Here is a 14,729-nt window from a genome sequence, read left to right as displayed (position 1 = left end):
TCGCCGGTCTTCGGCGATGCGACGTAAGCGCTGGCGCTCCGGCATAATCGCTGGATGACCGTTCTGCGTTTCGACAACGTCAGCAAGCACTACGCCGGGGGCCACCAGGCGCTGACCGATGTCAGCTTCGAAGTGGCCGACGGCGAGATGCTGTTCGTGACCGGCCACTCCGGCGCCGGCAAAAGTACCTTGCTCAAATTGATCCACCTCAGCGAGCGTCCGAGCCAGGGCGCCGTGCTGTTGGGCGAGCGCAACCTGCTCAAGGTGCGTGGCCGGCAGATTCCGCTGCACCGTCGCCAGGTGGGCGCGGTCTATCAGGACCATCGTCTGCTCAACGACCGCAGCATCGCCGAGAACGTGGCGTTGCCGTTGATCCTGCGCGGCACCCGCCGCGCCGAGATCGGCAAGCGGGTGCGCTCTGCATTGGAACGCATCGGCCTGGCCCATCGCGAAAAAGCCTTGCCGTCGCAGCTGTCGGCGGGCGAGCAGCAGCGCGTGGGCATTGCGCGTGCCATCGTCGGTGAGCCGCGTCTGCTGGTGGCCGACGAACCCACCGGCAATCTCGACCCGGCACTGGCCGCCGAAATCATGCAGTTGTTTGCCGAGTTGCCCGCGCGCGGCACCAGTGTGCTGGTGGTCAGCCACGACCTTGCCTTGCTCAAGCAGATGCGCAAACGCGTGCTGATCCTGGATCACGGCCGCCTGGTCGACGACATCTCGCCGCAGGATCTGGCCGAATGAGCAAGCTCGCCAATACCGAAGCCGTGGCGCCGTCGCGCTTCGGCGTGTGGATCGACCACCACCTGCACAGCATCGCCTTCAGCCTGGGCCGCGCCATGCGCAAGCCATGGGCAACGCTGCTGACCATCGTCGTGATGGCCTTGGCGCTGGCGTTGCCGCTGGGGCTGTCGATCGCGCTGGACAACGTCAAGCTGCTGGCCGGCAGCGTGCAGCAGTCGCGCGAGATCAATCTGTTCCTCAAGGTCGATGTCGCCGCCGATGCTGCGCAGGCGCTTGCCGGCGAATTGCGTGCGCGCCCCGATGTGGCGCAGGTGACGCTGCGTACGCCCGAGCAGGGGCTGGCCGCGTTGCGCGAGAGCGCAAAACTCGACGAAGCCGCCGATGCGCTGGGCGAGAACCCGTTACCGACGCTATTGATCGTCACCCCCACCGATGCGGCCGACGATGCGCAACTGGCTAGCGCATTGCAGGCCCTGCCGCAGACCGACCAAGTGCAGCACGACGCACTGTGGCGCAAGCGCCTGGATGGCTGGCTGCACTTCGGCGAACGCCTGGTGCAGGTGCTGTCGGCGCTGCTCGGCATCGGCGCGGTGCTGGTGGTCGGCAACACGGTGCGGCTGGATATCCAGTCGCGGCGCGAAGAGATCGGCGTGCTGCAATTGCTCGGTGCCAGCGATGGCTTCATCCGTCGCCCGTTCCTGTATCTGGGCGCGTGGTACGGGCTGGGCGCCGGCGCTGTTGCGCTCGCTTTGATCGCCGCCTCGGGCTTGGCATTGCGCGCGCCATTGGCCACATTGGCCGATAGCTACGGCAGTTCCTTTACCCTGCACGGACTGGATCTGCTGCATTCTGTGATGGTGCTGATCGGCACCCTGGTGCTGGGTTGGCTGGGCGCCTGGCTGGTAACCGGCCATTTCCTTCGTCAGACTCGTCCCACCGAGACCTGAGGCCTGCCATGCATCCACCAGATCTCAAACACCTGATCAGCGACGCGCCACGTGTGATGGTCGTCGATGGTTCGAAGCTGGTACGCAAGCTCATTGCCGACGTGCTCAAGCGCGATCTGCCCAATGTGCAGGTGATCGGCTGCGCCAGCATTGCCGAAGCGCGCGATGCGCTGGAGTCCGGTGCGGTGGATCTGGTCACCACCTCGCTGTCCTTGCCCGATGGCGATGGCCTGACCCTGGCGCGCAGCGTGCGCGAAGCGGCCGGCCAGGCGTATGTGCCGGTGATCGTGGTCTCCGGCGATGCGCAGCAGCATCTGGTCGAGCGTCGTTTTACCGAGTACGTCACCGATTATTTCGACAAGGCGTTGGGCCATGAAGCCCTGGCGACCTTTATCCGCGGCTATGTGCAGCCCGAGCCGGTGGTTGGCGCCACCGTGCTCTACATCGAAGACAGCCGCGTGGTGGCCGAGGCGACCAAGCGCATGCTCGAGCGCCAGAGCCTGAAAGTGGTGCATGTGCTCACCGCCGAAGATGCGTTTGCGCTGCTTACCGCCGAATCGCTGGGCCGCACCGAGCGCCGTATCGACGTGGTGTTGACCGACGTGACCCTGAAAGGCGAGCTCAACGGCCGCGATGTGGTCGAGCGCATCCGCATCGATTTCGCCTACGGCAAGCGCCGCCTGCCGGTGCTGGTGATGACTGGCGACACCAATCCGCGCAATCAGTCCGAACTGCTGCGCGCCGGCGCCAACGATCTGGTGCAAAAACCCATCGAAGAGCGCCTGCTGGTGACCAAGGTGTTGTTCCAGTTGCGGCTGGCACGCCTGGAAGACCAGGCCATCACTCTATGACCGAAGTGGAAGGGCGTATCCAGCTGGAACCGTCGTGGAAGGCACAGGTGGGCGATTGGCTGCTGCGCCCGGAGATGCAGGAGCTGTCGGCCTTCCTGCGCCAGCGCAAGGCGGCTGGCGCGCGGGTGTTCCCGCCCGGCCCGCAGATCTTTGCCGCCTTCGATGCCACCCCGTTCGAGCAGGTCAAGGTGGTGATCCTGGGCCAGGATCCGTACCACGGTGAGGGCCAGGCGCACGGGCTGTGTTTTTCAGTCCTGCCCGGCGTGCCGGTGCCGCCGTCGCTGCTCAATATCTACAAAGAGATTCAGGACGACCTCGGCATCCCGCGTCCCGATCACGGCTATCTGATGCCGTGGGCGCGCCAGGGCGTGTTGCTGCTCAATGCAGTGCTGACGGTGGAGCAGGGCCGCGCCGGCGCGCACCAGAACAAGGGCTGGGAAGGTTTCACCGACCATGTGGTGGAGACGCTCAACCGCGAGCGCGAAGGCCTGGTGTTCCTGCTCTGGGGCAGCTACGCGCAGTCCAAGGGCAAGGTCATCGACCAGGCACGCCACCGCGTGTTCAAGGCGCCGCATCCTTCGCCGTTGTCGGCGCATCGCGGTTTTCTGGGATGTAAGCATTTCTCCAAGACCAATGAGCACCTGCAGCGCCGCGGCATCCCGACGGTCGATTGGTCGTTGCCGCCGCGCAACGCATTGGAAACAACGTCGGCCGCCGGCTGAACAACACGGCTGCAGACGCATTTCGCCACAGGTTTGTCACGGTCTGCGCAGGGGCACGGTGCTACCGTAAGGCTCGAATTCGGGAAGCGGTACGGTAGAACGCCGCCAAGGCCGGAAGCCCGAACGTCCTATAAATGGAACGCTGGGAACTCTTCCTGTACCCGGCAGTCCAATAGTTCGACTGCTAAGATGATGCCCATGAACCAGACTACCTCGACTGCCCTTGTGGCAAACAATCTCCCGATTCCCAGTGCGCTCGGTTCGCTGGACGCCTACATCGGTGCCGTGCACCAGATCCCGGTGCTGTCGGTCGATGAGGAACAGAATCTGGCCCGCCGCTTCCGCGACGAGCTGGACCTGGACGCAGCGCGCGAATTGGTCCATTCCCACCTACGCTTCGTGGTGCACGTGGCCCGCGGCTACAACGGTTACGGCCTGCCGCTGGGCGACCTGATCCAGGAAGGCAATATCGGCCTGATGAAGGCGGTCAAGCGCTTCGACCCGGAAATGGGCGTGCGCCTGGTCAGCTTCGCAGTGCATTGGATCCGTGCCGAAATGCACGAGTTCATTTTGAAGAACTGGCGCATCGTCAAGGTCGCCACGACCAAGGCGCAGCGCAAGCTGTTCTTCAACTTGCGCAAGTCCAAGACCCGTCTGGGCTGGCTCAATGCGTCTGAAGTGACCGCGGTCGCCAAGGACCTGAACGTCTCCGAGCGTGAAGTGATGGAGATGGAGTCGCGCCTGTCCGGCCGCGATATCGGCTTCGACGCGTCGTCGGATGAAGACGACGATCATGGTCCGCCGTCGCCGGTCAGCTACCTGGTGGCCAACGAAGAAGATCCCTCGCAGGCCTATGAGCGGCACGACAGCGAAGACAACCAGCTGCAGTTGCTGCGCGAAGGCATGGCCGGTCTGGATACGCGCTCGCGCGACATCGTCAAGCGCCGTTGGCTGGATTCGGAGTCCAAGGTAACGCTGCAGGAGCTGGCCGACGAATACGGCGTGTCTGCTGAGCGTATCCGCCAGATCGAGGCGAACGCGCTGAAGAAGATGAAGGCGCTGTTCGTCGCCTGATCGGTTCGATCACGCGGTACAAGCTGCACGAACGGCCCGGTTCTCCGGGCCGTTTGCGTTGCAGGTGTGCAGCGCAAATAGTTTCGTAGAAGCTGATGCACCGTCCGGATGATGCGGACGGTATCGCGGCGTTGGTCGACAACGATTATTCCGGCAAGCGCGCCACCGGCAGATGCCAGCCATAACGGATCGCCATGAAGCGCAGGCCAAAACACACGCCGGCACCGGTTGCCAGCGACCAGGCTTGCGGCACGCCGAGTACATGGCCGATGGCCACCAGACCGCCGCCTGCTAGCGCGGCCACTGCATAAAGCTCGGCCTGCAACACCACCGGTGTGCGTGCGACCAGCAGGTCGCGTGCGATGCCGCCGCCGATGCCGCTGAGCATGCCTAACAACGTGGCACTCAGCGGACTGAGGTTGTAGTCCAGCGCCTTGCTGGTGCCGTAGACCGCAAACAGCGCCAGACCCGCCGCGTCGAAAATCTGTACCGGGTTGCGCAGCCGTTCCACTGCGGAGTGCCAATAGAAACCGGCGACGCCGGCCAAGCAGGCGGTGAGCAGATACTGCGGGTGCACCAGCGCTGCCGGTGGGGTGGCACCGATCAGCACATCGCGCACGATGCCGCCTGAGACAGCGGCCGCACACGACAGCACCAGCACCCCGAACAGGTCCAGGCGGTTGCGCACCGCCACGGTCGCGCCGCTCAGGGCGAACACGAAGGTGCCGAGCAGATCCAGCAGGAACAGGACAGTTGCCACGCGTAGACCGCCGAATCAGGCCGCACAGCATCGCGCACGGTCGGTGGCGCTGTCATCCGTCCTTGGTGTTGGGCGGCGGGTCGTCGGTTGCGCCACCGAAGATGATGCGTGCGGCGCGTTGATAGCTCCAGTACGCCATCGCCCAGTTCACCAACACCACGAAGCGGTTGCGGAAGCCGATCAGGAAGTAGACGTGCGCGGCCAGCCAGAACCACCACGCCACGATGCCGGACAGCTTGAGCTTGCCCACGTGCACGATGGCGGCCATGCGGCCGATGGTGGCCAGGTTGCCGAAGTCCTGATACCGGAACGCGGCTGCCGTCTGACCGCGCTGACGCGCACGGATCGCCTTGGCGATGTGCTTGCCCATCTGCTTGGCCGCAGGCGCCACGCCCGGCACCGGGCGACCGTCCTGCTGCACCGACGCCAGATCGCCGCCGACGAAGATCTCCGGGTGGCCGGGCACGCTCAGGTCCGGCGCCACCAGCACGCGGCCGGCGCGATCCAGCGGCACGCCCAGCGTGCGCGCCAGCGGCGAGGCGGCCACGCCGGCGGCCCATACCACGGTGCGCGCGGGCACGAAGGTGTCGCCCAGCTGGTAGCCCAGCGCATCGATATGCGTCACCGGTGTGCCGGTGTGCACTTCCACGCCCAGCCGCTCCAGCTGCTTGCGCGCCTTGTCGGTGAGATCGTCGGGGAACGACGGCAACACGCGCGGACCGGCTTCGACCAGGCGCACGCGCGCCTGGCGCGGGTCGATATGGCGGAATTCGTTCTTGAGCGTGTGGCGGGCGATCTCGGCCAGGGTGCCGGCCAGCTCGACACCGGTGGGGCCGCCGCCGACTACCGCAAAGCTCAGCCAGGCCGCACGCGCGGCTGGGTCGGATTCGGCCTCGGCGCGTTCGAAGGCCAGCAGAAGCTTGCGGCGCAGCACCAGCGCGTCGTAGAGAGTCTTCAAGCCGGGCGCATGTTCGGCCCACTGGTCGTTGCCGAAGTAGGCATGGGTGGCGCCGGTGGCCAGCAGCAGCATGTCGTAGCCGAGCGTCTTGCCATCGGTCAGTACCACTTCGCGACGGGTTGGCGCGATTTCGGCCACATCGCCAAGTAACACTTCGACATTGCGCTGCTCGCGCAGGATGTGGCGCAGCGGTGCGGCAATATCCGGTGCCGACAGCCCGGCGGTGGCGACCTGGTACAGCAACGGTTGGAACAGATGGTGGTTTTGCCGGTCGATCAAGGTGATGCGGATGCCGGGGTCATCGAGCGCGCGGGTCGCCCACAAGCCGGCGAAACCGCCGCCGACCACAACCAGATGCAAGGGGGCGGAGGAGGGAGATGAGGTCATCGTAGGTCCGATGGAAGGCAACGCGGGCACGACAGGATGCCAAATTCCCAATGAACATGACGCGTTGGCGCCGCGTAGCTGCGGCATCATGTCGCATCCACTTTTGACGGCCATTGCATGTCCTCATTGCCACCGCCCTTGCCGCCGCTGTCGCCAGCCGCCATGCCTACTGCAACGTCGGCTGCCCCGCCCGCGCCTGCGGCCAGAAAAAAGCTCAGCAGCGTGGCGATCGGGCTGATCGGCATGCTGGCTTGCGCAACGCTGTTCGGGATCGTGGTCCTGGCAGCGAGCGTGTGGCTGCTCGGCATCGGCTGGTCGCTGTTTACCGATCAGGCGCGTACTGCACTGCAAGCCGACGCCGTGGTGCAGGAACATATCGGCCAGATCCACACGATGCGGGTCGATCTGTACCGCACGAGTCTGGCGCAGGGAAGCGAGGAGTTTGTGTTCAATGTGGAAGGCGATCGCGGCGCCGGCCGCGTGCAGGCCACCTGGGTCAGTGCCGACTCCGAGCAGGAGATTCTGACCGACGGAGAACTCATCATGCGCGATGGCAGGCACTTCGCGCTGCCGGCCGCTGACGATAACGAGCTCGAAACCGAAACCGAAACCGAAACCGAAACCGAAACCGAATCAGAGATAGAAACCGAATCGGAAATAGAAGCCGAATCGGAGATGCAAACCGACGCGGGCACGTCTTTGGAGGAACGCGCATGACCGACAATCCAGACAAACGGATCGCCTTGCTGATCGATGCCGACAATGCACCGGCCGGCAAGATCGATGTGGTGCTGGCGGAAGTGGCGCGCTATGGCGTGGCCAACGTGCGCCGCGCCTACGGCAACTGGAAGAGCCCGCACCTGAAAGGCTGGGAAGCGGCCTTGCACGATTATGCGATTCGGCCGATTCAGCAGTTTGCCTATAGCTCCGGCAAGAACGCCTCGGATATGGCGATGGTGATCGATGCGATGGACCTGCTGTACGCGCGCAATCTGGATGGGTTTGCGATCGTCTCCAGCGATGCGGATTTCACCCCGCTGGTGATGCGCCTGCTCACCGATGGCATGAAGGTCTATGGCTTTGGCGAGAAGAAAACCCCGGCGCCGTTCGTCAATGCCTGCTCCAAATTCACCTACGTGGAAGCACTGGGCGAGCAGGCCGCCGCGGCCCGCGATACCGCTGCAGGGCGCAAGGATGCCACCGCGCTGCGCAGCGATACGCGCCTGGTACAGATGCTGCGCAACGCCATCGTCAGCGCATGCGAGGACGATGGTTGGGCGTTGTTGAGCGCGGTGGGCAAGCAGGTGGCTAACCAGGCTTCGTTCGATCCACGCAATTACGGCTATCGCAAACTCAGCGATCTGGTGCGCGCGATCGGCCTGTTCGAGCTCAAGCTGGACGAGCAGGCCTTGTGGGTACGCGATACGCCCAAGGGCAGCGGCAACCGTGCGAAAACCGCGGCGCCTGCGGTTGCACCGGAACCGCAAGCCAGCCCCAAGCGTGCAGCGCGCGCAACAGCCAAATCTGCCACAGGAAAATAACGATGACGCACGATGCGATCGCACCCGCACAGCCGACGATCACGCTCTGGGGGCGTCGCAATTCCAGCAATGTGCGCAAGGTGCTGTGGTGTGCCGAAGAAGCCGGTGTGGCCTATACGTCGATCGAAGTGGGCGGTGCCTTCGGCGGCAATGACACGCCGGCCTATCGCGCGCTGAATCCGAACGGCATGGTACCGACCTTGCAGGATGGCGCGGTGGTGGTGTGGGAATCCAATGCGATCGTGCGGTATCTCGCCGCGCAATACGCGCCGGCGTTGTATCCGTCATCGCCGGCCGAACGTGCCTTGGGCGACCGCTGGATGGACTGGACCACCTCGACCTTTGCCGGCGTCTTTCGCGACCTGTTCTGGGGCGTGCTGCGCACACCCGAGGCCGAGCGCGACGCCGCACGTATCGCTTCAGCACTGGCGCACTCGGGCGAGCTGCTGGCACGCGCCGATGCGGCGTTGGCGCAGCAGCCGTATCTGTCTGGCGAGCGCTTTGCGATGGGCGATATTCCGCTGGGCAGTTTTATTTATGCATGGTTTGAAATGCCGATCGAACGGCCGGCATTGCCGCATTTGCACGCGTGGTACCAGCGTTTGCGCGCACGGCCTGCCTACCAGCGCGGCGTCATGACCGCGCTGACCTGAGTTTCGAGCCACCGCTCAGGCCAGCGTTGTTCATTGCGGGCATCGCACGCGCCTTCGACCTCGCACGCGTCTGCACGTGAAGTGGGCCTTGGACACGACGTGCCCTGGCAGCTCGCGTTGCCGTAGGAGCGCACCTGGGCGCGATACACGTTATCGGGAATGCCCTCGCGCCCAGGTGCGCTCCTACGAAATCGGGGCACTCCTAGCAACGTGCGTCTGGCTGCAACTCCGTATGCGATACGTCCTGCGCTAATACAGATCGATCGGGTCCACATCCAGCGACCAGCGCACGCGGCGCGCCTGCGGAAGCGCATAGACGGCCGGCAGCTGCGCATCGAGCAGGCGATGCAGCGCCGAGCGTTGCTGTGCGGACAGCAACAACTGGGTGCGCTGGAAGCCGGCGCGGCGCGGCATCGGCGCGGGCATCGGGCCGTAGCACTCCACGTCCGCAAACGCGGGCGATTGCGCGCTGGTGTCGGCCGTGGCCAGGTCGCGTACCGCCATCAGGAACTGGTTGGCCGCCGCGACATCCTTGGCTTCGGCGCGGAACAGCGCCAGATGCGCAAACGGCGGGAAGCCGGCGGCCTCGCGCTGCTGCAGTTCGGCATCGGCGAAAGCGTGATAACCGCCGTGGACCAGGGTCTGTAGCAGCGGATGGTCGGGGTGGTGCGTTTGCAGCCAGACCTCGCCGGGGCGATCGGCGCGCCCGGCGCGCCCGGCCACCTGGATCAGCTGCTGGGAGAGTTTTTCGGCGGCGCGGAAGTCGGCGGAGAACAGGCCTTCATCGATGCCGACCACCACCACCATGGTCAAGCGCGGCAGGTCGTGGCCCTTGGCCAGGATCTGGGTGCCGACCAGGATGCCGGCCTCGGTGCCGAGTCGGGCGAGTTGGGTTTCCAGGGCGTCGCGGCGCTGGGTGGTGCTGCGGTCGATACGCACCACCGGGAACGCCGGAAACGCCTCGGTCAGCCGTTCTTCCAGTCGCTCGGTCCCGATGCCCTGCGGCTGCAAGGCCAGGCTGGCGCAGGCCGGGCAGGCCAGCGGCGCCTGCTGGCGGGCGCCGCAGTGGTGGCACTGCAGGCGGCGGCCGCCGGCGTGCACGGTCATCGGGGTCTGGTGCAGCGGCGTGCTGCAGCGCTGGCAGGCAGCGGTCCAGCCGCAGTCGTGGCATAGCAGCACCGGCGCATAGCCGCGGCGGTTCTTGAACACCAGCACCTGCTCGCCGCGCGCCAAGGTGGCGCCGATGCCGGCCAACACCTCCGGCGACAAGCCGTCCTTGAGCGGACGCTTGCGTACGTCCAGCACGCGCACCCGCGGCGGGCGCGCGTCGCCGGCACGCTGCGACAACCGCAGGTGCTGGTAGCGGCCGGAATAGGCGTTGTGCAGGCTTTCCAGCGACGGGGTCGCGCTGCCCAGGATCACCGGCACGTCCAGCGCCTTGCCGCGCACCAGGGCAAAGTCGCGGGCGTGGTAGCGGATGCCGTCCTGTTGCTTGTAGCTGCCGTCGTGTTCTTCATCGATCACGATCAGCCCGGCGTTGGGCAGCGGGGTGAACACCGCCGAACGGGTGCCGACGATCAGTTTGGCTTCGCCGCGCCAGGCCGCCGCCCAGACGCGGGCGCGTTCGCCATCGGACAGGCCCGAATGCAGCGCATGTACCGGCACGCCCAGGCGCGCGCGGAAGCGGCCGAGCGTCTGCGGGGTCAGGCCGATTTCCGGGACCAGCACCAGCGCCTGCTTGCCGGCGGCCAGGCAGTCGGCGATCGCCTGCAGATAGACCTCGGTCTTGCCGCTGCCGGTGACGCCGTCGAGCAGATAGGTGGCAAAGCCGGTGTGGGCCCGGATCGCGGCGGCGGCGGCGCGTTGTTCGTCGTTGAGTGCGGGGCCAGTGCCGGGCCGTGGTGCGATGGCATTGGCCGGCACCGCCACGCGTTCGGCGTGGCCGCGCTTGGCCAGGCTGCGTGCGGCCTCGCGCCATTGCGGCAGCAGCGGGTCCAGCTGTTCTTCGCCCACCGCACCGGTCTGCAACAGGGCGGCGAGCAGGGCGGGCCGGCTGCCCGCGCGCAGGCTGCTTGCCCCGGTACGCCCGGCCTCGGTGAGCTGCCAGGCCCAGGCATGGGTGTCGGCCAGCGGCTCGCCACGGCGCAGCGGGCCAGGCAGGGCACTAGCCTGGGCCTCGCCGAGGGGAGCATGGGTATAACGGGCCAGCCACTGCAGCGAGCGTGCCAGTTCATCCACCAGCAGCGGCGCCTGGTCGCACCATTCCAGCGCCGCGCGTAGCCCCTCGGCCGACGCCAGCTGGCCGATCTCCACCACCACCCCGATCAACTCGCGCGGCCCGAACGGCACCCGCACACGGCAGCCGACCTGCGCCGGGTCGGTCAGCGGGGCGTCGGCAGGTGGCAGGTAATCGAACAGCTGGGGCAGCGGTACCGGCAAGGCGACGCGCAGAGTGAGGACGGTGGAAGGCATGCGCTCAGTCTACCGACACTGTCCAGCGGCCCCGACTTGCGCAATTTCGATCGTGAAGGCGGTGTGATCACTTGTGGCGTCTTTCTGTGACCCAAGTGATAAATACGACGTAAACCTATGTGAGGCCTGAGGAAACGGGTTTATCCACACTGCCTGTGGATAAGCCTGTGAATTAGTCTCGTGCTCCACGCGGTGACGGCGGATTCACTTGCCTTGGCAACCTCTTGGACATTTTTTCGCCACACATGGAAAGTTTATATATATCAATCGCTTAGGCGTGAAACACGATTGCAACAAAGAAAAAACAACAGTTGACAGACGGTCGCGTATCGGTGTGTCTGCCGCTGTGCACAACGTACGCGGGTAGCGCTCGCGACCGGATCGAGGGTCGTGCGATCTGTCAAGCGGTCGGCGCGGCAGACCTGCGTCGGTATCATGCCGGCCGATGCTGGAGTTCACATGACCGTAGTCCCCGACGCCCCCGTCACCCCCGCCGCGTTGTCAGCCTTCCTGCGGGGTGTGGAACGCCGGGGCCTGGTACTGGCGCAGCTGCAATGCGGCGACGTGGCGGCAGCCGAGCGGGCGTTGGCGGCTGCGCTGCGCGCCTTCAGCAGCCAGGCCGCCGGGCGGCCGATGGCTGGCTGGCCGATGCGCTTCTGGAGCCTGCTGGCAACCGCGCCGCCACTGCGTCGCGAGCCGATGCCTGGCACCTGGCTGCCGCCCTTCACCGCGCTGGGCCGGATGCAGACCCCCGACCGGCTGGCGCTGCTGCTACGGATCGTGGCCGGGCTGGAAGAGGAGGCCGCCAGCGACGTACAGGGCATCGCGGTGGCGGACTATCGGCAGTCGCTGGCGCGTGCCTGTCCGCGCGACTCGGCCGGCAATCCCGATGCACAGGCGTGGCGGGTGCTGGCCGAGGCGGCGCAAACGGAGCTGCGCGATCTCACCCCGTCTCAGCTGACCCGGCTGAGCCAGTTACGCGACGCCTCGCTGGCCGGCGTTGCGCTGCAACCCGCCATCCCGGCAGAGGCGCCGCCCGCGCCACGCCGCGCCACCCCGGCACGGGCCCGCCCCAAGCGGCAGTGGCACTGGCCACAGCTGGATCGGCGCCATGCCGGTATTGCCCTGGGGGGACTCGCGCTGGCGCTGCTGCTGACGGTGCTGGGCTGGTGGTGGACCCACCGACGGCCCAGCTTGCCGTCCGAGCCGGTCTCGCAGGCGCCGGCCGGCGTGCTGCATGTCACCGACGCCGCGCCAGTGCTGGTGGAAGAACTGCCGGCATCCGACCTGCAGAAAGCTCCTGCCGCCCCGGGCATGGATCCGCGCGACCAGACGATGCTGGCCGACCCGGATCTTGAGTTGGCACGTGTGGCCGACTTTTACGCCTGGTACGCCGCCGGCCACCCGGTGCCGGCGGACGAATCCGGCGCGCATGCCACCGCGGCCGAGCAGCCCTCCGCCCCTCTGGAGACGGTCGATGACGACAACTAAGTGGTTCGGCCTGCTGATGCTCGCCAGTGCCGGCATCGCCAGCGCGCAGGCCCTGCCAGCGGCATTGGACGAAAGCGGGCACACCGAACCTGCCAGCGCCCCCGCCCCGGCGGCAGCGCCCAGTGCCGCGCAGCAACGCGCGCGCTGGGCGGCACTGACGCCGGCACAGCAGGCCGACCTGCGTGCGCGCTATGCCGCGTGGAAAGACCTGACCGCCACCGACCGTGTGGTGTTGCGGCAGGCGCGCGAACGGCTGCACAGCCTGCCCGAGGACCAGCAGCGCGCCTTGCGCACCCAGTTCAGCGCGATGGATCGCCTGCATCGCGATGGCTGGCGTCTGGGGTCGCAGGTGGGCGCGTTCTATCCGCAGCTGCAGCCGTTGATCGGCTATGTGCCGGTCGACCAGCGCGAGCGCTTGCTGGCGTTGCTACGCAGCCTGGATGCCGGCCAGCTGGAACAGCTGGCGGTCCTCGCCCAACGCACCCCGCCGCAGGACCGCGATGGGTTACGCGACGCCTTGCTGGCCGAAGCGCCTGCCACCCGCAGCGCCTGGTTGAAGCGGCAGCTGGCGCGCTGATCGCCGATGCGCGGTTCACTGCCGCGCGTCGGCCTGGCAGGTAGCCACCGACCTGAGTCGCGCCAACGACGCTGTAATCCGTCGCGCATGTGGGATTGCATAGCACTGCCAAGCACGTACGACCGCAGTGGCAGGGTGCAGCGTCAAAGACGCGCCAGACTCGCCACCATCAAGAACGCGGCAGCAAACGTGACCACGACGAAATAGATGCTGCCCAGGCCGAGGTATTTCAGCACCGTGACCGACCACGATTGGCCGTACACGTGGCGCTGCATCCCCAGCAGATACAGCGGCATCCACGCTGCCAGCCCGAACTGGAGCAGGCCGATGCTCCAGGCGATCGGCGGAGCCAGCTGCGCCACCGATTCTCTGAGCAGCGACAGCAGCAGCATCGCCAGCAGGTTCAGGCAAAGAAACGCATGGCTGTAGAGCGCCACCACCAGATGTTCCAGATACACCCGCCCGCTGCGCAGGTAGAACACGCGCAACAGCAGTGCAAACAACGGCACCAGCACCAGCAAGGTGGATGGCACCGCGGCGAAGAACGCGTTGTAGAGCAGTTGCGGATTGCTGCGCAGGCGCGGCAGGTTGGCGCGGATGTGGTCCAGCTGCACGTTGAGCCAGCGGTTGGCGAACTGCGGCAACGGCGCAACCGTCAGCGGGTTGCTCACCGGGTCCCAGGGTTTGCCTCCCAGCGAAAAGAACGTGTTGTTGTCGGGGGCATCGACCGCCGGCGCAGCGCTTTCCAGCCGTGCGCCCTGGTGCAGTTGCGCCAGACGCTTGCGCGCCTCGCTCTCGGCGCGGGCGATGCCGGCATCCACGCCGTCTCGCGCGATGCCGGCCGGCACCACCTTGCGGGTCTGGGTGAGCGTGCCGACGATCTGCGTACGCACCGCTTCCACCTGCGCTGGCGTGCGCGCATGCGCAAAATCCTTCGGTACGGCGTTGTGCGTAGTGCCGGGCGCCACGACATCGGAGTCCTCGTCAGAGGCATGCACCGCGATGCGTGCAATGAAAAAGGTCAACAGGCTGACCACCAGGAACAGCCGCATCGGCGCGACATAGCGCACCCGTTGCCCAGTCAGAAACCGCAGCGCCACGCGGCCGGGCACCAGCAGATCGCGCAAGGTGCGGAAGATCCGCCCATCCAGATGCCAGAGCGACTCGAAGACTTCTTCCACCGCGTGCGCGACGCTGCGCACCGGGCTATGCGCGCTTTGCCCGCAGGCGTGGCAAAACGCGCCTTGCAGAGCGGTGGAGCAGTTTTCACAGTCCGATGGATGCAATGCGGTCGGGTGCAGGGACATGAGCCAGGTCCAGTTGGCGGTGGTGGAGAGGCCGCGTGCCCGATGCGATACCCCGAAGGCACGCGCCTGGCACACGGTATAACGTCATCATGCGGCTGCTTGAAAACATCGGCAGCTGTTGTTTGTTGCCGCGCACGCAGCAGCGAGCGCGGCGGGAACCACCAAGCGCGCGTCAGGCCGCAGTCGGAAAGTACGCGTAAGATAGCGGCCCCACGCGACCCGGTGCCAGCGCCTCCCGGCACGGCCGT

At 66.4% G+C, this 14,729-nt stretch carries 14 protein-coding genes; 10 read left to right on the top strand and 4 right to left on the bottom strand.

The window, feature by feature from the left end:
• Positions 1–54: 54 nt before the first annotated feature.
• The 5 genes from ftsE to rpoH all read left to right on the top strand — a co-directional run bounded on the left by ftsE (position 55) and on the right by rpoH (position 4,335).
• On the top strand, positions 55–741 hold the full coding sequence (gene ftsE / locus XdyCFBP7245_RS11260) for a cell division ATP-binding protein FtsE (protein ID WP_003484499.1): 687 nt from the start codon (positions 55–57) through the stop codon (positions 739–741).
• A complete protein-coding gene (gene ftsX, locus XdyCFBP7245_RS11255) occupies positions 738–1,688 on the top strand; it encodes a permease-like cell division protein FtsX (RefSeq protein ID WP_104615725.1) in 951 nt (316 codons plus the stop codon). The genes ftsE and ftsX overlap by 4 nt, the downstream gene beginning before the upstream one ends.
• 8 nt (positions 1,689–1,696) lie before the next feature.
• Positions 1,697–2,539: a response regulator gene (locus tag XdyCFBP7245_RS11250; protein ID WP_170068614.1), complete on the top strand. Its 843-nt coding sequence runs from the start codon at positions 1,697–1,699 to the stop codon at positions 2,537–2,539.
• Entirely contained in the window at positions 2,536–3,261 is a 726-nt protein-coding gene (ung, locus tag XdyCFBP7245_RS11245; protein ID WP_104615724.1) for a uracil-DNA glycosylase, read from the top strand. The genes XdyCFBP7245_RS11250 and ung overlap by 4 nt, the downstream gene beginning before the upstream one ends.
• Before the next feature lie 198 nt (positions 3,262–3,459).
• The gene (gene rpoH / locus XdyCFBP7245_RS11240; RefSeq protein ID WP_005987961.1) at positions 3,460–4,335 is read left to right on the top strand and encodes an RNA polymerase sigma factor RpoH; all 876 of its coding nucleotides are present in this window, start codon (positions 3,460–3,462) and stop codon (positions 4,333–4,335) included.
• 145 nt (positions 4,336–4,480) lie between these two features.
• On the opposite strand, the gene XdyCFBP7245_RS11235 is transcribed toward rpoH, so the two are convergent.
• Together XdyCFBP7245_RS11235 and XdyCFBP7245_RS11230 are read right to left on the bottom strand one after the other, a co-directional pair.
• A complete protein-coding gene (locus tag XdyCFBP7245_RS11235) occupies positions 4,481–5,095 on the bottom strand; it encodes a trimeric intracellular cation channel family protein (protein ID WP_104615723.1) in 615 nt (204 codons plus the stop codon).
• A 52-nt stretch (positions 5,096–5,147) separates the two neighbouring features.
• On the bottom strand, positions 5,148–6,440 hold the full coding sequence (locus tag XdyCFBP7245_RS11230) for an NAD(P)/FAD-dependent oxidoreductase (RefSeq protein WP_104615722.1): 1,293 nt from the start codon (positions 6,438–6,440) through the stop codon (positions 5,148–5,150).
• A 117-nt stretch (positions 6,441–6,557) separates the two neighbouring features.
• On the opposite strand from XdyCFBP7245_RS11230, the gene XdyCFBP7245_RS11225 reads away from it, so the two are divergent.
• Genes XdyCFBP7245_RS11225 through XdyCFBP7245_RS11215 form a run of 3 tightly spaced genes read left to right on the top strand, consistent with a single transcriptional unit; the run spans position 6,558 to position 8,634 of the window.
• Complete coding sequence (locus tag XdyCFBP7245_RS11225; RefSeq protein ID WP_104615721.1) at positions 6,558–7,157, top strand: hypothetical protein; 600 nt, start codon at positions 6,558–6,560, stop codon at positions 7,155–7,157.
• Positions 7,154–7,981 (top strand): NYN domain-containing protein, encoded by an 828-nt coding sequence (locus XdyCFBP7245_RS11220; RefSeq protein ID WP_104615720.1) that lies wholly within the window; start codon positions 7,154–7,156, stop codon positions 7,979–7,981. Before XdyCFBP7245_RS11225 ends, XdyCFBP7245_RS11220 begins: the two co-directional genes overlap by 4 nt.
• Positions 7,982–7,983: 2 nt before the next feature.
• Entirely contained in the window at positions 7,984–8,634 is a 651-nt protein-coding gene (locus tag XdyCFBP7245_RS11215) for a glutathione S-transferase family protein (RefSeq protein ID WP_104615719.1), read from the top strand.
• Between the two features lie 249 nt (positions 8,635–8,883).
• Here the strand turns inward: XdyCFBP7245_RS11215 and XdyCFBP7245_RS11210 are convergent, their stop codons facing one another.
• Positions 8,884–11,106, bottom strand: a complete 2,223-nt coding sequence (locus XdyCFBP7245_RS11210; protein ID WP_104615718.1) for a primosomal protein N' — start codon at positions 11,104–11,106, stop codon at positions 8,884–8,886.
• Between the two features lie 459 nt (positions 11,107–11,565).
• On the opposite strand from XdyCFBP7245_RS11210, the gene XdyCFBP7245_RS11205 reads away from it, so the two are divergent.
• On the top strand, positions 11,566–12,597 hold the full coding sequence (locus XdyCFBP7245_RS11205) for a hypothetical protein (RefSeq protein WP_104615717.1): 1,032 nt from the start codon (positions 11,566–11,568) through the stop codon (positions 12,595–12,597).
• Positions 12,584–13,174: a DUF3106 domain-containing protein gene (locus XdyCFBP7245_RS11200; RefSeq protein ID WP_170068613.1), complete on the top strand. Its 591-nt coding sequence runs from the start codon at positions 12,584–12,586 to the stop codon at positions 13,172–13,174. The genes XdyCFBP7245_RS11205 and XdyCFBP7245_RS11200 overlap by 14 nt, the downstream gene beginning before the upstream one ends.
• A 143-nt stretch (positions 13,175–13,317) precedes the next feature.
• Here the strand turns inward: XdyCFBP7245_RS11200 and XdyCFBP7245_RS11195 are convergent, their stop codons facing one another.
• Positions 13,318–14,556, bottom strand: coding sequence for a DUF3667 domain-containing protein (locus tag XdyCFBP7245_RS11195; RefSeq protein WP_425479751.1), 1,239 nt, complete (start codon positions 14,554–14,556; stop codon positions 13,318–13,320).
• Between the last annotated feature and the right edge of the window lie 173 nt (positions 14,557–14,729).

Source organism: Xanthomonas dyei (assembly GCF_002939865.1).
Classification (GTDB): domain Bacteria; phylum Pseudomonadota; class Gammaproteobacteria; order Xanthomonadales; family Xanthomonadaceae; genus Xanthomonas; species Xanthomonas dyei.
This window is presented reverse-complemented; position numbering and strand designations above follow the sequence as displayed.